This window comes from Rhodanobacter sp. TND4EL1 (assembly GCF_054061035.1).
On sequence record NZ_JBSSDT010000004.1, the window covers coordinates 39266 to 65877 of the forward strand.

A 26612-nucleotide genomic window follows, 5' to 3' on the forward strand; every position below is an offset into this window, starting at 1 on the left:
GGACGGAGGGGAATCCCCCCTGCAACGAGCCTTCAGGACGAAGCGACTTCGTCGTACAAGGCCAGGGTGGCCTGCTGCATGTCGCTGAGACGATAGTTCTGCAGCAGCGGAATCGGCGGGGCCACTCGCAGCAACTCCGCGGCACGCTCGACCAGCCGCTCGCGATCCCCCGGTGGCACGCGCCCGGCCGGGTACAACTCGGCCAGCAGCTCGCCCACGCCACCATGCGCATAGCCCAGCACAGGCCGGCACAGCGACAGCGCCTCGACCACGGTGCGACCGAACGACTCCGGCTTGTTGGACAGCTGCAACACCAGCGCCGAAATGGCATACACGTCGCGCACATCGTCGCGTGGCGGCGTCAGCACCACCTGCGAGGTCACCCCGCGCAAACGGATCAGCTCGCGCAGTTCGGCCAGATAGGCCTCGCGCCCGGGCTCGATCACGCCCAGCAACAGCAGCCGCGCCTCGATCCCGCGGCGCTTCAGGTCCGCCAGCAGTTCGATCGCATCGTGATGGCCTTTCAGCCGGGTGCCGCGACCCGGCAGGGTCAGCAGCGGCGCACCGGTCAGCGCGGGAAATTCGGCGAAAAATGCTTTCTGCCAGGCGTCATCCGGGCGGTGTCCATAGGGAAACGCCAGCGGGTCGATGCCACGCGGAATCACCTTGACCTTGCCCGGCTCCAGCCAGCGGTAATGACTGAGCACGTAATCGCGCATGGTCTGCGATACCGCCACCACGCGTTCGCCGCGCAACAGGATCCCGCTGTAACGCCCGGGCGAGTTGAGGCCGTGCACCGTGGTGACGAAATGGGGCCGCGGCTTGACGCCCTTCAACGCCCACCAACCCATCCAGGCGGGCAGGCGCGAACGCGCGTGCACGATGTCCGGCTTGATCTGCCGCAACGCACGGCGCAAGGCACCCAGATGGCTCAACGTGACCAGCGACTTGCGCCCGATATCAAGCGTGATGTGCTCACTGCCTTCGGCCTGCAGGCGCTCCACCAACCGGCCACCGGCCGAGATCACCACCGAACGGTGGCCCGCCTGGACCAACGCCCGGGCGATCTCCAGCGCTGACCGCTCTGCACCACCGGAGTGGAGCGCAGGGATCAGTTGGACCACAGTCAGCAGCTTGGCAGGGACGGCAATGCTGGACATGAGCTCGGGACTGGCGGCTTTCATTCTGAAAAGGCAAGCAAGAACAGTGCCGCAAGGGGTTGCAACGACCCCTGAAGATCAGTCCCGCAGGACGTAAAGAGCGCCACAGTAGGCGCAGCTTGACTCGCCGCCATCGTCGACGATCGGCAGATAGACCTTCGGATGGGAATTCCACAGTTCCATGCCCGGCATGGGACACGACAGCGGCAGGTCCGCGCGCGTCACTTCATAACGATTTTCGGCATTTGCCGGCACCACGCGTGCCGTTGCGGATAGGGGGGACGACATCAGTGAACTCCAGACCGGACATCAGACCGCAAATGGTAACAGGCCGCACGCCCGGGCCGGTGTACCGCCGCCGCGTCTTCGACGGCTCGTGGGATGCCGAAAGGCCGCCGCAGCCCGGACACAAGAAAGCCGCGCCGTTTCCGACGCGGCTCTTTCATCGAACGAAACCTACTTCTGCTTCGGCACCGATCCTTCGGTGGTGATGCGGATGGCGATTTCGTCGCTCACGTTCGGCACGTAAGCGCCCACGCCGAAGTCCGAACGCTTGATGCTGGTGGTGGCGTCAAAGCCGATCGACTGCGCCTTGCTCATCGGGTGCGGGCCGATCTTGTTCAAGGTCGCGTCCAGCACCACCGGCTTGGTGACGCCGTGGACGGTGAGGTTGCCGGTCACCTTGAACTTGTTGCCGCCCAGCGGCTGCACCGCCGTGCTCTTGAAGGTCACCACGGGGTATTTGCCGGCATCGAGGAAGTCGGGCTGCTTCAAGTGCTCGTCCAGTGCCGCCACGTGGGTGTCCAGTTTGGCCAGCGGCAAAGTCACTTCCACCCTGGCATTGGCCGGATGCTGCTCGTCGAATACCACGGTGCCCTCGCCCAGGCCGAGGTCGGCGGTGGGATTGGAATAGCCGAAGTGGTTCCAGCTGAACAACACCATGGTGTGGCTGGGGTCGAGCTTGTAGGTCACCGGAGCAGCCTGGACCGAGATGGCTGCGCCAAGCAGGCCGGCGAAAGCGAGATATTTCAGTGCGCGCATGAGAAGTTCCTGGGGATGGTTGTGCGGGAATCAGGCGATCGTGCAGGCTTCGTCGAACGCCAGGCGCGGGCTGCGCGGAAACAGATTTCGACTGGCATCGCCGTAACCCATGCTGATCAGGAAATTGGACTTGATCGCGGTGCCGGCAAAGAACGCCTCGTCCACGCCGGCATTGTCGAAGCCGGACATCGGACCGCAATCCAGACCCACGGCGCGGGCGGCCAGCAGCAGATAGGCGCCTTGCAAGGTGGCGTTGCGGAAAGCCGTGGTGTCGATCAGCGGCTGGTTGCCGACAAACCAGCTGCGTGCGTCGGCGTGCGGAAACAGCTTCGGCAGCTGTTCGAAGAACTCGTGATCGGTGGCGATGATGGCCGTGACCGGCGCTTCCATCGTTTTCGCGCGATTGCCGTCGGACAGGAACGGCTCCAGTTTCGCCTTGGCCTCCTTCGACTTCACGAACACCACTCGCATCGGCGAGGCGTTCGCACTGGTCGGACCGAACTTGGCCAGCGCATAAAGCTGCTGCAGCTGCTCGTCGCTCACATCCTTCGGCAACCAGGCATTGAAGGTGCGCGCATCACGGAACAATTGGTCAAGGCTGGCCTCGGAAAGCAACTCGCTCATCGGTATCCTCTGTTCTAAAGACGCGCCCGGAGTGACGCTATCCTGCCAGTGTATAGGCGGTCGCACGCGAACAGTCCACCCAACGGAAGAACGTAGAGTGCTCATTCGAGAAACAGTGACGGGACGCCTGCGCCGATGCTGAGACTGCATGGCGAATGCTGGGTGATCACCGACGCAGCCGCCGGCAACCAGCGTCAGGCGCTGGCGCTGGCCGAGTCCCTGCACCTGCCCGTTCGCCACCTGGTCCTGCAGCCACGCGCCCCCTGGTCGTGGCTGGCGCCGAATTTGACACTGGGTGGGCGGCTCGCATTGCCCGCGAGTCAGCGCACGCTGTTTGCGCCGCCGTGGCCGACCGTGGCAATCGGCTGCGGTCGTGCGGCAGCCCTGTTCACGCGCATGCTGCGCGACCTTTCCGACAGCCACTGCTACACCGTCCAGATCCTGGATCCACGCATCGATCCAAGCTGCTGGGACACCGTGATTGCGCCGCGGCACGATGGCGTGGATGGCCCCAACGTGCTGCAACCGCTGGGGTCGCTGAACGCGATCGACGACGACTGGCTGGCCGATGGCCGCGAATCCTGCCCCAGCTTCGCCGACCTGCCGCGACCGCGCGTCGGCGTTCTGCTGGGTGGCCCGCGCAAGGGCATCACGCTGGACGCGATGTATGCCAGACAACTGGTCTCGCGTCTGCTCGAACGCCAACGCCAGGAAGGCGGCAGCCTGCTGGTGCTGGCCTCGCGACGCACGCCACCGGCACTGGCCGGGATCTTTCGGGCCGCCCTGTGCGAGATACCAGGGCTGGTCTGGAGCGGACCGGACGACGGCAGCAATCCCTACCCCGGCGTGCTGGGCTGGGCCGACCGCCTCGTTGTCACGCCCGACTCGGTGAACATGCTCAGCGAAGCGTGCGCGGTCGGCTGTCCGGTGCAGACGTTCGTCAATGCTCCGCTGCCGGCGAAGATCGAGCGCTTCCATCGCGCGCTGCGCGAAGCCGGCCATTTGCAGGATCTGGATGCTCCCGCTTCGCTCACGCAGGCGTTGCCGCTGCGCGAAACGGCAGCCATCGCCGACGCCCTGCGCACGCGGATCGCCCAGCGGCACGCCGACTTGTACGGCACGACTGCTGAATCAGCGTCGGACCTTGCCGCGCCCCCGCATCGAAAGGATGCGAGGTGACTCTCGTGGCCCACCCCAAGGGCTGGGCCGGCGCCTGGGCCGTGCTCGCAGCCTACGTGGCGACCAGCTTCGTGCTGGCGGTGCTGCTGCCCGCATCGATCGTGGCGCAGAGCTGGATTCCGTTCGACACGCATCTGTCCCGCTCATTTGCCGCCGCGTCCGCCGAACCGGAGCGCGTGCGCCTGTACTGGGCCTGGATGCTGCTGCTGGCGCCGCCGGCGCTGATCGCGTTTTCGATCGCGGCGCCGATCAGGCTGGACAAGATGGCGGCGCGCGACAAGGAAGGCTCGATCCTGATGCTGGTCATCGGTTTCGTGTTGTTCGGTTACCTTGCCACGCCGTGGTCGATCTACATGCTGTTCAATCTGGATGTGGAGTTCATGTCGCCAGCGGCAGTGGGACGCGGGCGCTTTGTCGACGCGATGAGTCACGGCCGGATGGGGCTGTTCTGTGGCGGCAGCTTCCTGACCACCGGCACCTTGCTGAGCGCTTGGATCGCTTACGTGGCCATCCCCACCGGCTATGTCAAAGTGCTGCGATTCCACCGCCTCCAGCGCCTCCTGGCACCCGGACAGCCAAACGGGCGTCACTAGCAGACGGCCTGTTTGCGGCATCAGGTACGGTCAGAACGCGAATCCCAGCGCATTCGTCACCTCGCGCACGCTGCCGCACAATGCCTCCAGTTCCGCGTTGCGCGGCGCCGTGCGCGAGCGCAGATCGAGGGTGCAGGCCAGTGCGCGTTGCAGCAGGTCGGCGTGGCCCACGCGGAGAATCGCCGCCTGCTGGTTGTCGAGCAGTCCGGCCAGGCGACAGGCTTCGATCAGGCCGGCATTGGCGGTGACGCCCAGCAGCGCCGGCTGCTGCGCCGCATGGGCCAGCACCAGCCCCTGCAGGGCGAATTCAATGTCCAGCAGACCACCGTGACCTTGCTTGAGGTCGATCTGGCGCTCGTCCGAGCGATCGCGCTCGGCACGCCAGCGACGACGCATGTTGCCCACATCCACCAGCACGGTCGCCGGCGGGCGCGGCACGCCCAGAACGTCCCGTCGCACCACGGCAAGCCTGGCGTTCAAGGCTGCATCGCCGGCCACCGGCCGCGCACGCAACAAGGCCTGATGCTCCCACGTCCAGGCGCGGCTCTGCTGATAGGCCACGAACGCGTCGAGGCTGCCAACCAGCAAACCCTTGGAACCGTCCGGGCGCAACCGCGTGTCGACTTCGTACAGGCGTCCGCCACGGGTCAGCACGGTCAGCCAGTTCATCGCGCGCTGGGCGAGGCGCTGGTACCAGCGCGAACCTTCGATCGGGCGTTTGCCGTCGCTCATAGCCTGCGCGCGGCTGCCGTCATAGACGAAGACCAGATCCAGGTCCGAGGCGAAACCCAGTTCCTCGCCGCCGAGGCTGCCGTAACCCAGCACGGAGAAGCCCGAACCCTGACCCGGCAGGCGACCATGCTGCGCGACCAGTTCGCGCTCGGCCAGGGTCAATACGGCGCCCACCACCGACTCGGCCAGCGCGGCCAGCCGGCGCGCCGTGGCAACCGCATCGGCGCGCCCGTCGTTGAATGCGAGACCCAGCCGAAAGGCCGTCGAGGCCTTGAATTCGTTGATCCGCTCCAGCTCCGCCTCGGCTTCGCGCTCTTCCAGCGTGGTCAGGACGCGGGCGATCTCGGCGGTGATGTCGGCACGCTTGAACGGCAGTTGGTCGATGCGCGGATCCAGCACGTCGTCCAGCAGCAACGGCTGGGCGATGACGCGTTCGGCGAGGAACGCGCTGTCGGCGAACAGCCGCACCAGTCGGCGTCGCGCCGCGGGTTGTTCCTCCAGCAGGGCCAGATACGACGAACGCCGCGCCACCGCCTGCATCAACCGGATCAGCCGCAGCAGACTGGCCACCGGCGACGCACTGGCGCGCGACGCCTCGAACAACTGCGGCATCAGGCGATCAAGGCGCTCGCGCGAGCGCGGCGACATCGCGCGCACCGAAGCGGCCTGCGGCAACTTGAGCAAGGCATCGGCCAACTCGGCCCCCGGAGCGAAGCCGGAGCTTTCCAGCAGCATCGCGTCCAGCGACTCATCGCAGGCGTGTTGCCACAGTTGCTTGTCCGCGACCGGCACGCTGGCAGAACGTCCGCCTTGCGGCATCAGCACCGCGGCGAACTCCTCGCTGACGATGGCGCGTTGTGTTGTCAGCGCCGCCTGCAGGCTTTCCCAGTCGGGATGATCCAGGCTCAACGCCAGGCGTTCGCGGCTGAGTTCGTCAGCGGGAATGTCATGGGTCTGCGCATCGCGCAGCATCTGCACGCGGTTCTCGACCCGCCGCAGCAACACGTACGCCTGGCGCAATGCGTGCGCGCGCGCTGCGGGAATGTGACCCCGAGCCTCACAGGCGGTCAGCGCCGGCAGCAATCCGCGCACCCTCATCGAGGGCTCGCGACCGGCACGAATCAGCTGGGTAAGCTGCACGATGAATTCGATTTCGCGGATGCCGCCGGGGCCCAGTTTCAGGTTGTCGGCGAGGTCCTTGCGTGCCACCTCCGCGTCGATCAACGCCTTCATTTCGCGCAGGCCGGCGAACGCGGTGTAATCGAGGTACTTGCGATAGACGAACGGACGCAGCAGCTCCTGCAATTGCCTGCCGGCCACCCGGTCACCGGCGACCGGGCGTGCCTTGATCCACGCGTAGCGCTCCCAGTCGCGACCCTCGCTCTGGTAGTACTGCTCCATCGCGGCGAACGACAACGCCAGCCGGCCGGCATTGCCGAACGGTCGCAGGCGCATGTCGACGCGGGCACAGATGCCGTCCATGGTGGGTTCGTTGAGCAACCGCACCAGCTGGCGCCCGAGCCGCACGAAGTATTCGCTGTTGTCGAGCGGTCGCGCGCCATCGGTCTGGCCGCCATGCGGATAGGCGAAAACCAGGTCGATGTCCGAGGAAAAATTGAGTTCCGACCCGCCCAGCTTGCCAAAGCCGATCACCAGCAGGCGTTGCAACTGGCCGTCGGCATCGCGGCTGTAGCCGTAGCGTTCGGCCAGCATTCGCTCGGACCAGGCCAGCGCCTGTTCCAGCAGCACCTCGTAAAGCACGCTGGTGGCGGACAGGGTTTCCGGCAGCTCGTCCAGTCCGTTCGCATCGCGGAATACCAGTCGCAACGCCTCGGCGTGGCGGAAGCGGCGCAGCGCCTCCATGCAGGCGGCCTCGTCCGCGGGCAGCTTCAGCGCATCGACACGGGCGCTGGCATCGCTGCCCGAACGCAGCCGCTCCAGCCCGGCGGGCGCCAGCAACTGTGGCTGGCGGCACCAGGTATCGAAGGCGAAGTCGCTGGCCAGCAACGTTCGGCGGATGCGTTCGGCCACACCGGCGTCGTCGTGCAGGGGCACGCCGGCCGCGCGGCAACGGGTGGTCAATTCGCCGTAGCGGTCATCGATCAGGGCGCGCAGGGCGGGGCTTGCTGGATGCGTCATGCCGGCATTGTGCCGCATGGCGGGCGACCGCCGGCACCCGGGCGGCGTACAGGCGCCGCTTGAACACGGCTTGTGCAAGCCGGACACTGGCCGGCTACGCCTACTCCTTGTTCATCTGGATGCCATTACATTGTCGCGTCCAGACCATGACAGCAATCGCAGGACTGCCATGCCGCCACTCGCTTCCCCGCCCCTTTCCCGCCGCCGGGTCATCCTTTGCCGGATGGCGCTGTTGCTGGTGCTGGCGCTGGCCTTCGTGTTGCTGACCGGCTGGGTCGATGGCGGCGTCGGGGTCACCCCGCTGCGCATCTTCGATCAGCCGCGCTTTCCGCTCGCCAATGCATGGCCGGGCCTGCTGCTGGCCTTCGTGCTGCTGGCGATCAGCCGTCGCGCGGTGCTGTCGTTCGCGCTGGCCTTCCTGTTGCAGGGCCTGCTTTACGCGGTGAACATGCTCAAGGTGGCCAACCTCGGCACGCCGCTGCTGCCGGATGATTTCCGCATCGTGGGCCAGTTGCACAAGGGCGGCATGCATTTGTTGTCCGGCTACCTTCCCCACAGCCCATGGCCCTACCTCGGCCTGCTGGCCGCGGTGGCGCTGATCGTGGTGGCGTGGCGACTGGAACCGCCGCTGTTCGAACGTCGCCCGCGCCTGCCGCGCGTGTTCGGCGGCGGCGTGGCCGCGCTGGCACTGATCTCGATGCTGGCCGGGATGACCGCGTGGACGAAGGTCTACAACGCCAGGACCTTGTGGCTGGAACCGTGGTCGGCCATCTCCACCACCACCCATTCGGGCCTGATCAGCTCGTTGATGATGTTCCACCTGCAATACGGCAAGGGCGCGCGCAAGCCTGACCAGACCGCGGCGGTCCGGTTGATCGAGGAATCCTCGCCGGCCCTGCTGCAGTCCATGCAATCGACGCCGGCCGCCGACCTGCCCGATATCGTGGTGGTGCAGAGCGAGTCGTTCTTCGACCCGACCATCGTGCGCGGCTACGAGCACAGCAACTTCGCGCCGAACCTGCGCCGGCTGGCCGCCCATGGCGTCACCGGCAAACTGCACGTGCCGACGTTTGGCGGCGGCACTATCCGCACCGAGTTCGAATTTCTCACCGGACTGTCGCTGCGCTATTTCGACAACCTGCAGTTCCCGTATCTGCAGATGAGCCACAAGGCCCTGCCCGGCCTGGTTCGCACCCTGAGCCGGCATGGGTACACCACGCTCGCGTTGCACGGCAACGACCCGGCGTTCTGGAACCGCACCACGGCCTTCAAGGCGATCGGCTTCGACCGCTTCGTCTCGCAATCCGCGTTTCCGTCGACCGCCGTCAACGACGGGAAGTACATGGCCGACAGCGCGATGACCGACGAGATCATGACCCAGCTGAAGGATCAGGGACCGCCCCAGTTCGTCTTCGCGATCAGCATCGAGGCGCATGGTCCGTACGATGTCGAACCCACCCATGTCGCCGAGCGTGACGCAATCCCGGTGCCGGACGGCATCAGCGGGCGCGACAAGCTGGAGCTGCAGACCTATCTGTATCACCTGCAGCACGCCGACGCCGAGCTGGGCCGACTGGTCAAGCTGCTGGCACAACGCCAGCGGCCCAGCGTGGTGGTGTTCTACGGCGATCACCTGCCCGCACTGAGCAACAGCTATCAGACCGCCGGCTTTGTCGACGGCGGCGACATGCTGAGCCAGGCTGGGGTGTGGCTGATGGTGGATCCGAAACAGCCGGCCAAACCCGGCCACGTGGACACCGCGTCATGGTTGCTGCCGGGCAAACTGCTGGCGCACATCGGCATCCACGATGATCCCTATTTCGCGCTGACCGAACTGGTCGGACCGCAGCTGGCCGCACTCACCGAAGCCCCCGGCGCACCGCCGATGCCCGAAGGCGCTCAGCAACAGCAGCTGGACAAATCCATGGCCGGCATCGATCAGCTGCGCATGAACGGCAAGCTGGACAAGCTGTGGCCGGCGCCACTGGCCGCCGCTGCCGAGCGCGACGACAAGGCGCCGCCGCAGGCATCCAGCGCCGCCACGACCGGCAGCGCGACGCACTAAACCGAGAGGCTCGGTTCCGGGTGGCAGCCGCACTTCACATCGGGATGGCCATGCCGCATAAAGAAAAACCCCGCCGAGGCGGGGTTTTTCTTGCAAAGGCTCTTGCCGGGCAGGGCGGCCACGAATGACCGCCTGGCGATTCCCGCCATCACGGATGACGGCAGGAATCAGCGACTTAGAAGTCCATGCCGCCCATGCCACCCATGCCGCCGCCCATGCCACCGCCGCCATGGCTGTGGCCTTCGTCCTTCTTCGGCAGCTCGGCAACGATCGCCTCGGTGGTGATCGCCAGACCGGCCACCGATGCCGCGTGCTGCAGGGCCGAACGGGTGACCTTGGTCGGGTCCAGGATGCCCATCTCGACCATGTCGCCGTACTCGCCGGTGGCAGCGTTGTAGCCGTAGTTGCCGGTGCCTTCCTTGACCTTGTTCAGCACCACGCTCGGCTCTTCGCCGGCGTTGGCGACGATCGCACGCAGCGGCGCTTCCAGCGCGCGGCGGGTAATCGCGATGCCCAGATCCTGGTCGGTGTTGTCGCCCTTCAGGCCTTCGACCGCCTTCATGGCGCGGATCAGCGCCACGCCGCCGCCGGGGACCACGCCCTCTTCAACGGCCGCACGGGTGGCGTGCAGGGCGTCTTCGACGCGGGCCTTCTTTTCCTTCATCTCGACTTCGGTGGCCGCGCCGACCTTGATGACCGCCACGCCGCCGGCCAGCTTGGCCACGCGTTCCTGCAGCTTCTCGCGGTCGTAGTCGGAGGAGGTCTCCTCGATCTGCGCCTTGATCTGGCCGATGCGCGACTGGATCTTCTCCGCTTCGCCGGCACCGTCGATGATCGTGGTGTTTTCCTTGGTGATGACGATGCGCTTGGCGCGACCCAGATCGGCGATCGTGGTCTTTTCCAGCGACAGGCCCACTTCCTCGGACACGACCTGACCATTGGTCAGCACGGCGATGTCTTCCAGGATGGCCTTGCGACGATCACCGAAGCCCGGCGCCTTGACGGCGGCGACCTTGACGATGCCACGGATGGTGTTGACCACCAGGGTAGCCAGCGCTTCGCCTTCGACTTCCTCGGCGACGATCAGCAGCGGCTTGCCGGCCTTGGCGACGGCTTCCAGCACGGGCAGCAGCTCGCGCACGTTGGAGACCTTCTTGTCGTGGATGAGGATGAACGGGTCATCCATTTCGACCTGCTGGCTCTGCTGGTTGTTGATGAAGTACGGCGACAGGTAGCCGCGATCGAACTGCATGCCCTCGACCACGTCGAGTTCGTTGTCCAGGCCCGAGCCTTCCTCGACCGTGATCACGCCTTCCTTGCCGACTTTCTTCATCGCGGTGGCGATGATGTCGCCGATGTTGGTGTCGGAGTTGGCCGAGATCGTGCCGACCTGGGCGATTTCCTTGTCGTTCGCAGTCGGGTTGGAGAGCTTCTTCAGCTCGCCGACGGCGGCCACGACGGCCTTGTCGATGCCGCGCTTCAGGTCCATCGGGTTGATGCCGGCGGCAACAGCCTTCAGGCCTTCCTGGATGAACGCCTGCGCCAGCACGGTCGCGGTGGTGGTGCCGTCACCGGCGACGTCGGAGGTCTTGGAAGCGGCTTCCTTGACGATCTGCGCGCCGAGGTTCTCGTAACGATCGGCCAGCTCGATCTCCTTGGCGACGGACACGCCGTCCTTGGTGATCGTCGGCGCGCCGAAGCTCTTCTCGAGCACGACGTTGCGGCCCTTCGGGCCCAGGGTAACCTTGACGGCGTTGGCGAGCGTGTTCACGCCCTTGAGGATGCGTGCGCGGGCGTCTTCGCCGAAGCGGACTTCTTTAGCTGCCATGATTTTTTTGCCTCAAAAAAATTGAAATTAAGAATGGAATCTGTCGCGAGAAAGCTGCCAGAAGGAGCCGAAGGCGACTGGGTGCGCGCTTTTGACTTTCAGTCGCGCTCAACCAACCTCAGCCCCACTCGATCAGCCTTCGATCACGGCCACGATGTCGTCTTCCTTCAGGAACACCAGATCCTCGCCGTCGATCTTGATTTCCTGGCCGGCGTACTTGCCGAACAGCACGGTGTCGCCAGCCTTCAGCGACATCGGACGGACCTTGCCGTCAGCCATGATCAGGCCGGTGCCGGCAGCGACGACTTTGCCGCGGGTCGGCTTTTCGGTGGCGCTGTCGGGGATGACGATGCCGCCGGCGGAGACGCGCTCTTCTTCGAGACGCTTGACGATGACGCGGTCATGCAGTGGACGCAATGTGCTCATGGAGGACTCCAGCTGTTCAAACAGTTGATGGACAAGGCTTTCAGAACCCGGGCCTGCGGTTCTGTTAGCACTCGGGGGTAATGAGTGCCAATTTTACGCAGATACCATTCCGCAGCAAGATGTTCGTGCCCGGGGATGCAACAGCACATTGGGTGATCCGACCGGCCTTTCAAGGGCGGGCGGGTCAATCAGCGCCGTCCGCCCGGCTCGGCTACGCTGCCGTGATGACGCCGACCGATCACCCCGCCACCGTGCTGCTCTGTTACTGCAGCTGCCCCGACGACACCACGGCCCGCCAGCTTGCCGACACCTTGGTGGGCGAACGACTTGCCGCGTGCATCAACCAACTGCCGGGAATCACGTCGACCTACCGCTGGCAGGGTGCGGTGACCCGCGACAGCGAGGTGCTGCTGCTGATCAAGACCACGGCCGGACGCCTGCCCGCGCTGCGCGCCCGCCTGCTCGAACTGCATCCGTATGAACTGCCCGAGCTTGTCGCCGTGCCGGTGACCCGCGGCCACGAAACCTATCTGCAATGGGTGCGCGACGAGGTGGGCGGATGAGGGAGACAGCCGCCCGCGCGGCACAGTGAAGCACCGCCGGGTCCGGTCTCGGATACTGGGCCATAATGCCGACTTGCCTGCGCTCACCATCGTTCTTTGCCACTGGAGTCGTGATGCGACCGTTGCTTACCGGCCGAATGGCCGCTCGTCTGCTGGTCTGGCTGGGCCTGCTGCTGGTCGCGGGACCGGCGCTGGCCCAGGACACCGCCGACCTGCTGCCGGTGACCGAGGCCTACAAGCTCAGCGCCGACACCGCCACACCGGGCGTGCTGAAGCTGCACTGGACGATCGCGCCGGACTATTACCTCTACCGTGGCCGCATGAAGTTCAAGGGCGGCGACGGCGTCACCCTGGCCGAGGCCCGACTGCCCGACGGCGAAAAGCACCATGACGAATACCTGGGTGATGTGGAGACCTATCACCACGGCGTGGACGCCAGCATTCCTTATACCGTCGCTACCGGGACCACGCGCCTGCAACTGAGCGTGCAATACCAGGGTTGCCACGAAGTCGATCCGAAAATCTGCTATCCGCCGCATACCGAGAAACTGGACCTGCCGCTGCCCGCAGATGCAACCGGAACGACCGGCACCACCGGCGCGGATGCCGGCACGGGTACCGCACTGGGCGCGGCGCTGAGCCAGCTTGGCAGCAACCGGATCAGCGCCAGCGCGGGCGCGGCGTTGCCCGCCGAGCAGGCCTTCCACCTGGAAGCGCTGGCTCAGGGTCCGCGGCAGTTGCTGCTGCGCTGGACGATGCCGAAGGGCTACTACCTGTATCGCGATCAGACCACGCTGAAGCTGCCTGACGCCGCTGGGCTGGCCTTGAGGCCCAGTTGGCCGACAGGTACGTCGCATCAGGACGAGCACTATGGTCAGGTCACCGTGTATTTCGACCAGGTCGAACTGCCGGTGGCCTTGCAGGGCGACATGGCCGGCCGCCGGCAGCTCGACCTGGAAGTCAGTTTTCAGGGTTGCCAGGAAGGCGGCCTGTGCTATCCGCTGATGACGCGAACTCTGCACATCGACCTCAGCCGAAATACCCCCGCCACCGCGATCGCGACCGTGGCACCCGAGCTGCCGCCAGCCAGCATTACCGGCAGCCCCGTCCAGGTCAGTCTGGCGCTGGCACTGCTGCTGGCGCTAGGCGGCGGCTTGGTGTTGAACCTGATGCCCTGCGTGTTGCCGGTGCTGTCGATCAAGGCGGTCAGCGTGCTGGAAAGTGGTGAAAGCCACGCTCGGGCACGCCGGCACGCCTTGTTCTATACGGCGGGCGTGCTGTGCAGTTTTGCCGCACTGGGGCTGGGCATTCTTGCCTTGCGCACGGCCGGCCATGCGATGGGCTGGGGTTCGCAATTGCAACAACCGGTGGTGGTCGGCGTGCTCGCCTGCCTGATGCTGGCGGTCGGTCTGTCGATGTCCGGCGTGGTGCAGTTCGGCGCAACGCTGGGCAACACCGGCGCCGGACTCGCCGCGCGCTCCGGCCCGGCCGGTGATTTCTTCACCGGCGTATTGGCCGTGATAGTGGCCAGCCCGTGTACCGCACCGTTCATGGGCAGCGCACTGGCGTATGCGTTCGCCGCGCCGATGGTCTCGGCCTTGCTGGTCTTCCTGATGCTGGGGGTCGGCCTGGCGCTGCCGTTCCTGCTGATCGGTTTCGTACCCGCACTGGGGCGGCTGCTGCCGCGACCGGGGCGCTGGATGGAAACCCTGAAGCAGGTGCTGGCCTTCCCGATGTACCTCACGGCGGTGTGGCTGGTGTGGGTGCTGGCCAACCAGCGCGGCGCCGACGCGGTCGGCCTGGTGCTGGTGGCGATGGTGCTGCTGGCGATGACGCTGTGGTGGTTCGAGCGCAGTCGCTCCCGCGGCACGATCAGCCGGATCGCGGTGGTGTTGCTGGCGTTGATCACGCTGGTGCCGGTGTACCTGCTCGCCCAAGTGCCGCCACCGGCCACCGTGGCAGCCGCCAGCGAAGGCGTGACCGCCTACAGCCCGGAAAAGCTGGCCGAACTGCGCGCGGCCGGCACGCCGGTCTTCGTGGACATGACGGCCGACTGGTGCGTTACCTGCAAAGCCAATGAGCACACCGTGCTGGATACGGCCGCCTTCCGTGACCTGCTGACGCGCACCGGCGCGGTCTACATGAAAGGCGACTGGACCGACGTCAATCCCACCATCAGCGCCTTCCTGCAGCAATACAACTCGCCCGGCGTGCCGCTGTACGTGGTGTTCCCGAAGGGTGGCGGGCCTGGCAAACAACTGTCGACCGTGCTGACCCGCGCCATGGTCGAACAGGCACTCACCGAGGCGGCACGCTGATGCTCAGTCGCAGCAACTGGACCATCCTCGGTCTGGCCGTGCTGGCCGCCGCCGCGGGTGGCTACATCCAGCACCGGGTCCAGGCGGTGCCGAACGACGTTCCGGCAGCAGCCTCGGAGCCGGCCATCATCGGCCAGCGCGTGCCGGCACTCGGCCTGTCCGATCTCGACGGCAAGCCCCGCTCGCTTGATGAGTATCGGGGACGTCGCGTGCTGCTCAACTTCTGGGCCAGCTGGTGTGCGCCGTGCGTGGAAGAGATGCCGCTGCTTGCCAAGGTCCAGCAGAAGTTCGGCGAACGTGGCTCCATCGTGATCGGAATTGCGATGGACGATCCTGCTCGCGTTCGGGCGTTTTTGACCACACATCCGGTCAGTTACCCGATCTTGATGGGTGAGATCATGCCCCCGAGCACGTCGTTCAAACTCGGCGATGTAGCCGAAACTCTGCCATATAGCGTCCTGATTGGCGAAGATGGACGCATTCTGGCCACTCACCAGGGCGCGTTGACCACGCAGCAAGCGGAGCAGTGGCTGCAGCACTAGATCGCGGGCGGTGCGGTTGATCCAGACATACGCCCACGCACGGAAATCCGGTCGTTCTCCGGCAAACATCGTCGATCTGCAGCGAACTGGACAAGATTCCCCAGTACGCGCACACTTCGCCCGTTCCGGGATGTCCGGACGCGATCTGGATCATGACGTTGGCGAAAATCCTGGTCCTGCATGGACCCAACCTCAATTTGCTGGGCGCCCGCGAGCCGGATATCTACGGCCACGAGACCTTGGCTGACATCAACCAGCAACTGGCCGAGCGCGCTGAATCCGCCGGACACGAACTGGTCTGGTTTCAGTCCAACGCCGAGCACGAACTGGTGGGTCGGGTGCACCAAGGCCGTGACGAGGGCACCGCGATCATTCTTTGCAACGCCGGAGCGTTCACGCATACCAGTGTTGCGCTGCGCGACGCATTCGCCGCGGTGGGCATTCCGTTCATCGAAGTTCACCTGTCGAATGTTTTCGCCCGCGAGCCGTTCCGGCATCACTCCTATCTGTCCGATATCGCGCTCGGCGTGATCTGCGGTTTCGGCGGCGACAGCTACCGGCTGGCGCTGGATGCGGCCATTTCGCGACTGCAAGCCAACGTCCCGGCCTGACCAAGACAAGCACACACCCCTTTCCCAGCCACCTGCGCGTGGCATGACTGACCAAAGGCTGATCCGATGGATTTGCGCAAAATCAAAAAGCTGATCGACTTGCTCGAGGAATCCAACCTCGCCGAACTGGAGATCAAGGAGGGCGAAGAAGTCGTTCGCCTGTCGCGCGTGCCGAAGAACACCGCGCCGGTCGCCGTGGCCGCAGCGCCGGTCGCGCCCGCCGCCCCGGCAGCAGTTGCCGCCGCACCGGCGGTGGCCGAAGCGCCCTCCACTCCCGCCCTGCCCGCGGGCAACGTGGTGAAGGCACCGATGGTCGGCACGTTCTACGCCTCGGCCACGCCCGGCACGCCAGCCTTCGTCAAGGTCGGTCAGCAGGTCAAGGCCGGCGAGACGCTGGGCATCATCGAGGCGATGAAGATGTTCAACCAGATCGACGCCGAAGTCTCCGGCACCGTGCAGGCGATCCTGGTCGAGAACGGCCAGCCGGTGGAATTCGACGAACCCATGTTCGTGATTGCCTGAATGATCGTGCGGGAACGGGGAATGGGGAACGGGGAACGGAAAAAACAGGAGCTGCGATATCGCGCTTTTGATCTTTCCGCTCCCCGTTCCCTGCTCCCCGTTCCCGCTCCCTGGAGCTCCCCATGCTAGAAAAAGTCGTCATCGCCAACCGCGGCGAAATTGCGCTGCGAATCCTGCGCGCCTGCCACAGTCTGGGTATCAAGACCGTGGCGGTGCATTCCACCGTGGACCGCAATCTGAAGCACGTCGGCCTTGCCGACGAGTCGATCTGCATCGGCCCGGGCCCCTCGGTCGACAGCTATCTGAATATCCCGCGGATCATCGCGGCCGCCGAGATCACCGACGCCCAGGCGATCCACCCGGGCTACGGCTTCCTGTCCGAGCGCGCGGATTTCGCCGAGCAGGTCGAGCAGTCCGGCTTCATCTTCATCGGCCCGACTGCCGAGGTGATCCGCCTGATGGGCGACAAGGTCGAAGCGATCCGTGCCATGAAGGCCGCCGGTGTGCCGTGCGTCCCCGGTTCCGGCGGCCCGCTTGGCGAGGATGTGGACACCAACATCAAGATTGCCCGCGAGATTGGCTATCCGGTGATCATCAAGGCCGCCGGTGGCGGCGGTGGCCGCGGCATGCGCGTGGTGCGTACAGAAGCTCACCTGGGCAACTCCATCGTGATGACCAAGCAGGAGGCCAAGGCGGCTTTCGGCAACGACGTGGTCTACATGGAGAAGTTCCTGGAGAACCCGCGTCACGTGGAAATCCAGGTGCTGGCCGATGGCCAGGGCAACGCGATCCATCTGGGCGAGCGCGACTGCTCGATGCAGCGTCGCCACCAGAAAGTGGTCGAGGAAGCACCGGCACCGGGCATCACGCCGGAACTGCGTGCCGAGATCGGCAAGGTCTGCGTGGATGCGTGCATCCGCATCGGCTACCGCGGTGCCGGCACCTTCGAGTTCCTGTTCGAGAACGGCCGCTTCTACTTCATCGAAATGAACACCCGCATCCAGGTCGAGCACCCGGTGACCGAATGGATCACCGGCGTCGATCTGGTTCGCGAACAGTTGCTGATCGCCGGCGGCGAGAAACTGTCGATCAAGCAGGAAGACATCGTGATCCGCGGCCACTCGATCGAATGCCGCATCAACGCCGAGGATCCGGAAAGCTTCATGCCGAGCCCGGGCACGGTGAAGCGCTTCGAGGCCCCGGGCGGCCCCGGTGTGCGCGTGGACACGCATCTGTACGACGGCTACAGGATCCCGCCGAACTACGACTCGATGATCGGCAAGCTGATCGTGCACGGCCCTGACCGCGCCACCGCCATTGCCCGCATGCAACTGGCGCTGGCCGAGACGGTGATCGAAGGGGTCAAGTGCAACATTCCTCTGCAGCAGAAGATCATGGCCGACGTCGGCTTCCAGCACGGTGGACAGAACATCCACTATCTGGAAAAGCGGATGGCCGAGCAGAAGGAGCACAAGGCGAAACACGAGGAGTGAGCGCAGAGGAGCGAGGAGTGGGAGAAAGCATGCATCTCCACTCCACGACGCTTCCGCCCTTATCTCTCCACTCACTCCTCCATCCTCGATCCTCGCCTTATGCCCTTCCTCGAACTCTCCCTGATCGTCCGCATCGAACAGCAACCCGGCACGGAAGAAGCGCTGAAAGAGCTGGGTGCGTTGTCGATCACCTTGCGCGATGCCGATGCCGAAACGCCGGACGAGCAGGCGATCTTCGAACCTGGCGTGGGCGAACTGCCACTGTGGCCGACGATCACGCTGAATGCGCTGTTCGACGAACACGCCGATCGGCGCGGACTCAGCGCCGCACTGGGCGAACTGCTGCCCTGGCTGGAGCCTGACCAGCTGAGTTTCTGCGATGTGGCCGACCAGAACTGGGAACGCGCGTGGATGGACCAGTTCAAGCCGATGCCGTTCGGTCGGCGGTTGTGGATCTACCCATGGAACATCGAACCACCGGCCAATGACGAAATCGTGGTCGTTCGCCTCGATCCGGGCCTCGCCTTCGGCAGCGGCACCCACCCCACCACGGCGCTGTGCCTGGAATGGCTGGACGGACTCGACCTGCAGGGCCGGACCGTCACCGACTACGGCTGCGGTTCCGGCATCCTGGCCATCGCCGCGCTGAAGCTCGGGGCGAGCAGCGCGGTCGGCGTCGACAACGATCCTCAGGCACTGACCGCTTCCGCCGACAATGCCGAGCGCAATGGCGTGGACAGCCAGCTGGCGCTGTTCCTGCCGCAGGACGTCGAGGTGCCGCCCGCCGATGTGTTCATCGCCAACATACTGGCCGGCCCGCTGGGCGAACTGGCACCCATCTTCGCCGCGGCCGCGAAGCCCGGCGCACCGTTCGCGATCTCCGGCATCCTCGCCGGCCAGCAGGATGAATTGCTGCAGCGCTACGGGGAATGGTTCGACCAGTTGCAGGTGGACACCCGCGAAGACTGGGTGCGCATCAGCGGCCACCGGCGCGGCTGAAGCCGTCATCGCCGCTTGACCGGGCGACGGCCCTGTTAAGCTTGGCCGATACCGATTCAAAGCGGCCTGCATGTATACCCAATGCCCAGAATGCCTGTCCGTGTTCTCGCTGGACGCGCAGACACTCGCCAAGGCGCACGGCCATGTCGTGTGCGGTCATTGTCATGCCGGTTTCGACAGTCTCGCCACGATCACCGAACAGCTCCCGCCCGAACCCTTCGTCGAGCTGCCTGTCAACGAACCCGCCTTTGAGCCCCCGTTGCTCGACCTGGTGGTCTACCGCCCGCAACCGGAGCAACCGATCGTCGCGGTCACTGGCGAAGCCCCGGCAGATGCCGGGGCGCTGGCGCCCCAGGACGATTTCTCGCAGCTGGTCTTCGCGCCGCGATTTGCCCGGGAAACCAAGCCGAAGACACCAAAGCGAACGCCGCGCGAGCGACCACGCCACCTGGCGCCATCCACCGAACGGCGCTGGCCCTGGCTGCTGGCCTGCGGTCTGCTTGCGCTGGTGTTGGGCGGTCAGTTGGCCTGGGCCAAGCGCGACAACCTGATTCGAGATCCGCTGACGGGCAGCTGGCTGCGCAGCAGTTGTGCGGCACTCAGCTGCCGCTTGCCGCTGGTGGCCGCACCACAACGACTGCGCTTGCTGGCCAGCAATGTCCAGGCTCACCCCAGCGTGGCCCACGCGCTCATGATCAGCGCCAGCGTGCGCAATGATGCTGCGTTCGCCCAGCCCTACCCGGTGCTGACGGTCACCCTGTCGAACGCCCTGGGACAGCGCATCGCCATGCGTCGGCTGCAGCCGCAAGAGTACCTGGATGATGCCTCGATCCTGCGGCGCGGAATGGCGCCCGGCGCCAGCGCCGTGCTGCTTCTCGAGGTGGAAGATCCCGGCGAAAAAGCCGTCGCTTTCGAGATCGGCTTCGAATAAGCCTGCCCGTGGTACTTAAAATTATCTGCCCGCGCGGGTAGACTCGCTTGCTCGCATCTGCACGCTCGACGGCATCGAACATACGCCGCGAGACGCCAAGCTTCATCGATAACCATTCGCGACGACCCATGCAGTCGTCGCTTCGTACGTGAGGGGAAATGCCCGTGAATGCCGTAAGACTGTCTGCCGACGAGCCCCTCAAAGCGGGTTCGTCGCAGAACGCAGCTTCGTCTGGCGCCAGCCTCCATGGCCAGAGCGCGCTGAGCGAGTGCGTTTCCCGCACGGTGCGTCGCTACCTCGCTGACATCGGCGACACCGAGTGTGCTGAAGGCTTGCACGCGCTGGTTCTGCGCGAAGTGGAAGTCCCGCTGCTGCGTGAGGTGCTGGCATTCCACGACGGCAACCAGAGTCGCGCCGCGAGCGCGCTTGGCATCAATCGCGCCACCCTGCGCAAAAAGCTGGCCGCACACGGCCTGCTGTAAGCGCACTCAAAAGCCGTCCGGCATTCGGGCGGCTATAATGACCGGCTTTCCCTCCCTGGAAACCCGCTCATGCCCGCTCCCCAGCTCGTCCCGGTTCGTCGCGCCCTGCTCAGCGTCTCTGACAAGACCGGCCTGATCGATCTGGGTCGACGCCTCGCCGCCAAGGGCATCGAACTGCTTTCCACTGGCGGTAGCGCGAAGGCACTGCGCGACGCCGGCATCACCGTCACCGACGTCAGCGACGTCACCGGCTTCCCGGAAATCATGGACGGCCGGGTCAAGACCCTGCATCCGAAAGTCCATGGCGGCCTGCTTGGCCGTCGCGGCACCGATGACGCGGTGATGGCAGAACTGGGCATCGCACCGATCGATCTGCTGGTACTGAACCTGTATCCGTTTGAGGCCACCGTGGCGAAGGCCGGCTGCACGCTTGAGGACGCCATCGAGAACATCGACATCGGCGGTCCGGCGATGCTGCGTTCGGCGGCGAAGAACTGGAATGACGTCGGCGTGCTGACCTCGCCCGATCAGTACGAAGGCGCGCTGGCCGAGATCGAGGCCCAGGGCGGTCTGACCCGCACCACCCGCTTCAAGCTGGCGGTGACGGCGTTCAATCGCGTGGCCAATTACGGCGGTGCGATCAGCGACTACCTGTCCGGGCTGGAACTCAACGACACGCAGGACGCCATCGCCGGCCATGCCGCGTTTCCGGCCCAGGTCAACGGCCGCTTCACCAAGGTGATCGACTTGCGCTACGGCGAGAACCCGCATCAGCAGGCCGCGTTCTACAGCGATCTGTATCCGCATCCGGGCACCTTCGCGACTTTTCGTCAGCTGCAGGGCAAGGAATTGTCGTTCAACAACATCGCCGACGCCGATGCGGCATGGGAGTGCGTGCGCAGCTTCGTCAAACCGGCCTGCGTAATCGTCAAGCATGCCAACCCGTGCGGCGTGGCGGTGAGCCTGGACGGCATCGGCAAGGCCTACGACCTGGCGTTCCAGACCGATCCGACCTCGGCATTTGGCGGCATCATCGCGTTCAACCGCGAGGTGGACGCCGCGACGGCCAAGGCGATCGTCGAACGCCAGTTCGTCGAAGTGGTGCTGGCGCCGGCTTATGCGGACGACGCGCTGAAGGCATTCCACAAGAAAGGCAATGTTCGCGTGCTGGTGATTCCGCTACCCATCGACGGCAGCCTGCTCGACGCACACCCGGGCAATCATTCCAAACGCGTGGGTTCGGGCCTGCTGATCCAGAGCGCCGACACCGGCATGATCGGCGCGGCCGATTTGAAAGTCGTCACCCGGAAGGCACCCACCGAGGCGCAGATCCATGACCTGATCTTCGCCTGGAAGGTGGCCAAGTTCGTCAAGTCCAACGCCATCGTCTACGCCCGCGACCGCCAGACCATCGGCATCGGTGCCGGCCAGATGAGTCGCGTCTACAGCGCGAAGATCGCCGGCATCAAGGCCGCCGACGAGAAGCTCGAAGTGCGCGGCTCGGTGATGGCCAGCGATGCATTCTTCCCGTTCCGCGACGGTATCGATGCGGCGGCGGCGGCGGGCATCAGTGCGGTGATCCAGCCGGGTGGCTCGATGCGCGACGCCGAGGTGATCGCCGCCGCCGATGAGCACGACATGGCGATGGTGTTCACCGGGATGCGCCATTTCCGGCATTGATGCCGGAAGCAAATCAGACCAGCGCGTCATTGAGTCTCGACGCGCGCAGGCGCACGCTGGGCATCCACCCTGGACGCGGGAGGCTGCCATGCATTACCAGCTGTTCTACTGGAGTGGCCTTCAGGGCCGCGGCGAGTTCGTGCGACTGGCGCTGGAGGATGCCGGCGCGCCCTATGACGACGTCGCCCGCGCGCAGGGCGACGATGCGATCGTGCAGTACCTTGATGGCGTCCACGAAGGCCCACTGCCATTCGCGCCGCCGTTTCTCAAGGCCGGTCGGCTGCTGATCGCGCAGACTGCGAACATCCTGCACTACCTTGGCCCGCCGCTGGCCCTGGTACCGGAAAGCGAGAGCCGACGGCTGTACGCGCATCAACTGCAGCTGACCATCAGCGACCTGGTCGCCGAAGTGCACGACTCGCATCATCCGATCGCCAGCGGCCTGTATTACAAGGATCAGCGCGAGGAAGCGAAACGCCGCGCCGCCGACCTCCTTGAGCAGCGGCTGCCGCGATTCCTCGACTATTTCGAGCAGGTGCTGGAACGCAGCGGCGGCCATCATGCCCTGCACGAACATTCCTACGTGGACCTGTCGCTGTTCCAGTTGATGAGCGGGCTGGCATACGCGTTTCCGCGCGCGATGCAGCGCATCGGCCACGGCGTGCCGCGGTTGTGCGCGCTGACCCAGCGGGTGGCGCAACGACCACGCATCGCCGCCTATCTGGCCTCACCGCGGCGCGTGCCGTTCAATGAAAACGGCATCTTTCGCCATTACCCGGAGCTGGACGATCCGGCATGAACTCGCTCAGAACAGCGCGGTCAGCGTGGAACCCGGCGCAGGCATCGGCCAGCTTTCACGCAGGCGCCCTAGGTATCCCTTGCCACGGTTAGCCGACGTCACCGGCAAACTGGCCGACGACGCCCTCGCGCGACGCTCGACTCAGTGCCCCGCGTCTTTCGTGGTCGTGTCCGTGGACTCGGCCGGCGGCTTGGCCTTGCCCCACTCCAGCACCTTGTACATCACCGGACCCACGGGCTTCTGGCCGTGCTCGTCGACCAAGCGCCCCTGCGGATCGACCATGTAGGTCTGGGTGATGCCGCTTTTTGGCGTGATCACGACCATGTAGACGCGACCGTTGCGGCTGTATTCCTGGATGTTGTTGTCGCCTTCCTGGCGCACCCGCACTTCCGGCGTGACCTGGTCGCGCGGCGGCTTCGCGGCACCGTCGTCATGCATGGAAGGCAGGGCCTGCGGCTTCAGGTTCAACGGCTTTTCCGAGGAACGGGCGGCCGCATCGGCAGCTGACTTGGTGGCCGAGCGGGTCGTCCTCTCCACCGGCGGAGTCACTGCCTTCACGCCCGGATCGTTGATCCCCGGCGGTGGCGGCACGTTGGTCGACGGAGCAGATTGCGCCAACGCGACCGAGCCCAGCAGGCTCGACGTGAACAGGAAGCTGGCAGCAGCCAGCAAGGCAGCGGTTTTCATGGCGGCAACCTCGTTCGGGGAAGGCAGCATAGCAGTGCGCCGGCCCCGCTTCCGTGAAGCGCGACGTTTCGCCATGCATGCCAAAATGGCCTGCCGGGCAGCGACATGCGCCCCACTCTTTCCTGTTCCGCCGGTCAGCCACTGCCGGCGCGACCTGCTTCCCATAGGTCAGCAATGCCATGCCCAAACTCATCCTCATCGACGGCTCGTCCTACCTGTATCGGGCCTTCCATGCACTGCCCCCGCTGACCAACGCGCACGGTGAACCCACCGGTGCGCTGTTCGGTGTGGTCAACATGCTGCGTGCGACCCTGAAAGCCAAGCCGGAGTACCTGGCCTTCGTCAGCGATGCACCCGGCCCGACCTTCCGCGACGACCTGTACGACCAGTACAAGGCAAACCGCCCGCCGATGCCGGACGACCTGCGCGCCCAGGTCGAGCCGATGCTGGCGATCGTCGGCGCGCTGGGCTTTCCGATCCTGCGTGTGCCCGGCGTCGAGGCCGACGACGTGATCGGCACACTGGCCGTGCAGGCGCGCGAACTCGGCATCGACGTGGAGGTGTCCACCGGCGACAAGGACATGGCGCAGCTGGTCGGCCCGCAGGTCACCCTGGTCAACACCATGAGCAATACGGTGATGGATCACGCCGGAGTGGTGGAGAAATTCGGCGTGCGGCCGGAGCAGATCATCGACTTCCTCGCGCTCACCGGCGACACCGTCGACAACGTGCCCGGCGTGCCCAAGTGCGGCCCGAAGACCGCAGCCAAATGGCTGGCTGAATACGACACGCTGGACGGCGTGATCGCCAACGCCGACAAGATCGGCGGCAAGATCGGCGAAAGCCTGCGCTCGGCGTTGCCGCAGCTGCCGCTGTCGCGCGAGCTGGTCACGATCAAGACCGATGTTCCGCTGGACGTCGGCCCCACCGGGCTGGCCCAGCGCGAGGCCGATACCGCGCAGCTGCGCGAGCTGTATGCGCGTTACGATTTCAAGGCGGCACTGAAGGATCTGGACGCCACGGCGGAACCTGCAGGAGCGCACCCTGTGCGCGATCACGACGAAGCGGAAATCGCCCCGCAAGGCGATCGCGCCCAGGATGCGCTCCTACAAGCTCCGGGCGAATACGAACTGATCACCACGCAGCCAGCCTTCGATAACTGGCTGGAAAAGCTGCGCCGCGCCGAGCTGATCGCGTTCGACACCGAAACCACCAGCATCGACGCGATGCGCGCCGACATCGTCGGTGTCAGCCTCGCGGTGGAGCCGGGCAAGGCCTGTTACATCCCGCTCGGCCACGACTACCCCGGCGCGCCGAAGCAGCTCGATCGGGATCAGGTGCTCGCCGCGCTGAAGCCGATCTTCGAGGATCCGTTCCGGCCCAAGCTCGGCCAGCACGCGAAATACGACATCAACATCCTGTCCCGTTACGGCATCGCCGTGCAGGGGCTCGCACACGACTCGATGCTCGAATCCTACGTGTGGAACGCCACGGCCACCCGCCACGACATGGATTCGCTGGCGAAGAAATATCTCGGCTACGACACGATCAAGTACGAACAAGTGGCGGGCAAGGGCGCGAAGCAGATCTCCTTCTCGCAAGTGGATCTGGACACCGCCTGTCGCTATGCCGCCGAAGATGCGGACATCACCCTGCGCCTGCATCACGCGCTGTGGCCGAAGCTGGAGAGCATGCCGGCCCTGCGCCGCGTGTATCAGGACATCGAGATTCCACTGGTGCCGGTGCTGGCCGAAATGGAACGCCGTGGCGTGCTGATCGACGGCGATGCACTGCGCCTGCAAAGTCAGCAGCTGGGCAAGCGCATGCTGGAATTGCAGCAGCAATCGCATGCACTGGCCGGGCATGAGTTCAACCTGGACTCTCCCAAGCAGTTGCAGGCGGTGCTGTTCGACGAGCTCGGTCTGGCGGCGAAGCTGAAGACACCGACCGGCCAGCCGTCCACCAACGAGGAAGCGCTGGAGGCGATCGCCGACACGCACGACCTGCCCCGCCTGATTCTCGACTATCGCGGTCTGGCCAAGCTGCGTTCCACCTACACCGACAAACTGTCGGGCATCGTCAATCCACGCACCGGACGGGTGCACACCAGTTATCACCAGGGCTCGGTGGCGACCGGGCGCATCTCCTCGTCCGACCCGAACCTGCAGAACATTCCCGTACGCACCGAGGAAGGCCGCCGCATCCGCCAGGCCTTCATCGCGCCGCCCGGCTGGCAGGTGATGGCGGCCGACTACTCGCAGATCGAGTTGCGCATCATGGCGCACCTGTCCGGTGACGAAGGCCTGCTGAAGGCGTTCCACGAAGGCGGTGACGTGCATCGCGCGACGGCTGCCGAGGTGTTCGGCCTGAAACCGGAGGACGTCAGCGCGAACCAGCGCCGCGCGGCCAAGGCCATCAACTTCGGACTGATGTACGGCATGAGCGCATTCGGCCTGGCCAGGCAACTCGGCGTGGACCGCGGCGAAGCCAGCGATTACATGGCCCGCTATTTCGCCCGCTATCCCGGCGTGCACGCGTTCATGGAGGCCACCCGCGAACGCGCCCATCGCGACGGCTATGTGGAGACGATCTTCGGCCGCCGGCTGTATCTGGACAACCTTGCCGCGCGCAATCAGGGCCTGCGTCAAGGTGCCGAGCGCGCCGCGGTGAACGCGCCGATGCAGGGCAGCGCGGCGGACATCATCAAGCGCGCGATGATCGCGGTGGCCGCCTGGCTGCAGCCGCGTGACGACGCGCACATGCTGATGCAGGTGCACGACGAACTGGTCTTCGAGGTACGGGCCGATGCGGTGGATGCCGTTCGGGCAGGAGTGGTCGAGCGGATGTCCGGCGCGGCAGAACTGGCGGTACCCCTGCTGGTCGAAGTCGGCGTTGGTGCAAACTGGGATGAGGCGCACTAAGCCTCGCGCGGCACCCGATGTCGGCCGATTCGTTAATTTTCCATGAGAATGAATTTTATTTAAATATCTTCGGAAACCATGCAACTTTTCGCCAAAGCCGCGCTCTAATCCATCGGATGCACGCAACGGCATCCATGGCGAGCTCACCTCCCTGAGCCGCCACAGCCACGAACCTCTCCCCTGGGTCTTCGTGTCTGCCCCGCCCCGGAGGCTCCCCCTAGCCTCCGGGGCCTTTTTTTGCCTGGCCCGGGGTCTGTACATTTCGTGCACACCGGCG

At 65.4% G+C, this 26612-nt stretch carries 23 protein-coding genes; 15 read left to right on the plus strand and 8 right to left on the minus strand.

What is annotated here, in order from left to right:
- Nucleotides 1–32 precede the first annotated feature (32 nt).
- From ACVWWQ_RS13985 to ACVWWQ_RS14000, 4 genes are all read right to left on the minus strand, one after another.
- A complete protein-coding gene (locus ACVWWQ_RS13985; protein ID WP_133951576.1) occupies nt 33–1160 on the minus strand; it encodes a glycosyltransferase in 1128 nt (375 codons plus the stop codon).
- A gap of 78 nt (nt 1161–1238) precedes the next feature.
- On the minus strand, nt 1239–1448 hold the full coding sequence (locus tag ACVWWQ_RS13990) for a zinc-finger domain-containing protein (RefSeq protein WP_099654330.1): 210 nt from the start codon (nt 1446–1448) through the stop codon (nt 1239–1241).
- Between the two features lie 168 nt (nt 1449–1616).
- Entirely contained in the window at nt 1617–2201 is a 585-nt protein-coding gene (locus ACVWWQ_RS13995) for a YceI family protein (protein ID WP_133951578.1), read from the minus strand.
- Nucleotides 2202–2231: 30 nt separating this feature from the next.
- A complete protein-coding gene (locus tag ACVWWQ_RS14000; protein WP_133951580.1) occupies nt 2232–2825 on the minus strand; it encodes a malonic semialdehyde reductase in 594 nt (197 codons plus the stop codon).
- 135 nt (nt 2826–2960) lie between these two features.
- Between ACVWWQ_RS14000 and ACVWWQ_RS14005 the strand changes: the two genes are divergently transcribed.
- Complete coding sequence (locus tag ACVWWQ_RS14005; protein ID WP_133951582.1) at nt 2961–4004, plus strand: mitochondrial fission ELM1 family protein; 1044 nt, start codon at nt 2961–2963, stop codon at nt 4002–4004.
- Nucleotides 4001–4597, plus strand: a complete 597-nt coding sequence (locus ACVWWQ_RS14010) for a hypothetical protein (protein ID WP_133951584.1) — start codon at nt 4001–4003, stop codon at nt 4595–4597. Before ACVWWQ_RS14005 ends, ACVWWQ_RS14010 begins: the two co-directional genes overlap by 4 nt.
- 30 nt (nt 4598–4627) lie before the next feature.
- On the opposite strand, the gene glnE is transcribed toward ACVWWQ_RS14010, so the two are convergent.
- Nucleotides 4628–7468: a bifunctional [glutamate--ammonia ligase]-adenylyl-L-tyrosine phosphorylase/[glutamate--ammonia-ligase] adenylyltransferase gene (glnE, locus tag ACVWWQ_RS14015; protein ID WP_133951586.1), complete on the minus strand. Its 2841-nt coding sequence runs from the start codon at nt 7466–7468 to the stop codon at nt 4628–4630.
- A gap of 169 nt (nt 7469–7637) precedes the next feature.
- Here glnE and ACVWWQ_RS14020 point away from each other — a divergent pair, with 169 nt between their 5' ends.
- Nucleotides 7638–9533 carry an LTA synthase family protein gene (locus ACVWWQ_RS14020; protein ID WP_133951588.1) on the plus strand — a complete coding sequence of 632 codons (1896 nt, stop codon included), beginning with the start codon at nt 7638–7640 and terminating at the stop codon, nt 9531–9533.
- A gap of 175 nt (nt 9534–9708) precedes the next feature.
- Here ACVWWQ_RS14020 and groL read toward each other — a convergent pair whose 3' ends face one another.
- Both groL and ACVWWQ_RS14030 read right to left on the minus strand, forming a co-directional pair.
- Nucleotides 9709–11361: a chaperonin GroEL gene (gene groL, locus ACVWWQ_RS14025; RefSeq protein ID WP_099654337.1), complete on the minus strand. Its 1653-nt coding sequence runs from the start codon at nt 11359–11361 to the stop codon at nt 9709–9711.
- A 132-nt stretch (nt 11362–11493) separates the two neighbouring features.
- Nucleotides 11494–11787, minus strand: coding sequence for a co-chaperone GroES (locus tag ACVWWQ_RS14030; protein WP_007081521.1), 294 nt, complete (start codon nt 11785–11787; stop codon nt 11494–11496).
- A 224-nt stretch (nt 11788–12011) separates the two neighbouring features.
- On the opposite strand from ACVWWQ_RS14030, the gene cutA reads away from it, so the two are divergent.
- The 11 genes from cutA to ACVWWQ_RS14085 all read left to right on the plus strand — a co-directional run bounded on the left by cutA (nt 12012) and on the right by ACVWWQ_RS14085 (nt 22727).
- Entirely contained in the window at nt 12012–12350 is a 339-nt protein-coding gene (gene cutA, locus ACVWWQ_RS14035) for a divalent-cation tolerance protein CutA (RefSeq protein ID WP_099654338.1), read from the plus strand.
- 113 nt (nt 12351–12463) lie between these two features.
- Complete coding sequence (locus ACVWWQ_RS14040) at nt 12464–14668, plus strand: protein-disulfide reductase DsbD family protein (protein WP_133951590.1); 2205 nt, start codon at nt 12464–12466, stop codon at nt 14666–14668.
- Entirely contained in the window at nt 14668–15210 is a 543-nt protein-coding gene (locus ACVWWQ_RS14045) for a TlpA disulfide reductase family protein (protein ID WP_133951592.1), read from the plus strand. Before ACVWWQ_RS14040 ends, ACVWWQ_RS14045 begins: the two co-directional genes overlap by 1 nt.
- Before the next feature lie 158 nt (nt 15211–15368).
- Nucleotides 15369–15821, plus strand: coding sequence for a type II 3-dehydroquinate dehydratase (gene aroQ, locus ACVWWQ_RS14050; protein WP_133952029.1), 453 nt, complete (start codon nt 15369–15371; stop codon nt 15819–15821).
- Between the two features lie 66 nt (nt 15822–15887).
- A complete protein-coding gene (gene accB, locus ACVWWQ_RS14055) occupies nt 15888–16343 on the plus strand; it encodes an acetyl-CoA carboxylase biotin carboxyl carrier protein (RefSeq protein ID WP_099654341.1) in 456 nt (151 codons plus the stop codon).
- A 122-nt stretch (nt 16344–16465) separates the two neighbouring features.
- Complete coding sequence (gene accC, locus ACVWWQ_RS14060; RefSeq protein WP_099654342.1) at nt 16466–17836, plus strand: acetyl-CoA carboxylase biotin carboxylase subunit; 1371 nt, start codon at nt 16466–16468, stop codon at nt 17834–17836.
- Nucleotides 17837–17935: 99 nt separating this feature from the next.
- Nucleotides 17936–18835 (plus strand): 50S ribosomal protein L11 methyltransferase, encoded by a 900-nt coding sequence (gene prmA / locus ACVWWQ_RS14065; protein WP_133951594.1) that lies wholly within the window; start codon nt 17936–17938, stop codon nt 18833–18835.
- A 70-nt stretch (nt 18836–18905) separates the two neighbouring features.
- Nucleotides 18906–19766 carry a zinc-ribbon and DUF3426 domain-containing protein gene (locus tag ACVWWQ_RS14070; protein ID WP_133951596.1) on the plus strand — a complete coding sequence of 287 codons (861 nt, stop codon included), beginning with the start codon at nt 18906–18908 and terminating at the stop codon, nt 19764–19766.
- 158 nt (nt 19767–19924) lie between these two features.
- Nucleotides 19925–20248 (plus strand): helix-turn-helix domain-containing protein, encoded by a 324-nt coding sequence (locus tag ACVWWQ_RS14075; RefSeq protein ID WP_099654345.1) that lies wholly within the window; start codon nt 19925–19927, stop codon nt 20246–20248.
- 69 nt (nt 20249–20317) lie between these two features.
- On the plus strand, nt 20318–21928 hold the full coding sequence (purH, locus tag ACVWWQ_RS14080) for a bifunctional phosphoribosylaminoimidazolecarboxamide formyltransferase/IMP cyclohydrolase (RefSeq protein ID WP_133951598.1): 1611 nt from the start codon (nt 20318–20320) through the stop codon (nt 21926–21928).
- Nucleotides 21929–22016: 88 nt separating this feature from the next.
- On the plus strand, nt 22017–22727 hold the full coding sequence (locus ACVWWQ_RS14085; RefSeq protein ID WP_133951600.1) for a glutathione S-transferase: 711 nt from the start codon (nt 22017–22019) through the stop codon (nt 22725–22727).
- A 141-nt stretch (nt 22728–22868) separates the two neighbouring features.
- Here the strand turns inward: ACVWWQ_RS14085 and ACVWWQ_RS14090 are convergent, their stop codons facing one another.
- A complete protein-coding gene (locus tag ACVWWQ_RS14090; protein WP_457383439.1) occupies nt 22869–23414 on the minus strand; it encodes a DUF2782 domain-containing protein in 546 nt (181 codons plus the stop codon).
- A 179-nt stretch (nt 23415–23593) separates the two neighbouring features.
- Between ACVWWQ_RS14090 and polA the strand changes: the two genes are divergently transcribed.
- The gene (polA, locus tag ACVWWQ_RS14095; RefSeq protein ID WP_133951605.1) at nt 23594–26335 is read left to right on the plus strand and encodes a DNA polymerase I; all 2742 of its coding nucleotides are present in this window, start codon (nt 23594–23596) and stop codon (nt 26333–26335) included.
- The last annotated feature ends 277 nt before the right edge of the window (nt 26336–26612 follow it).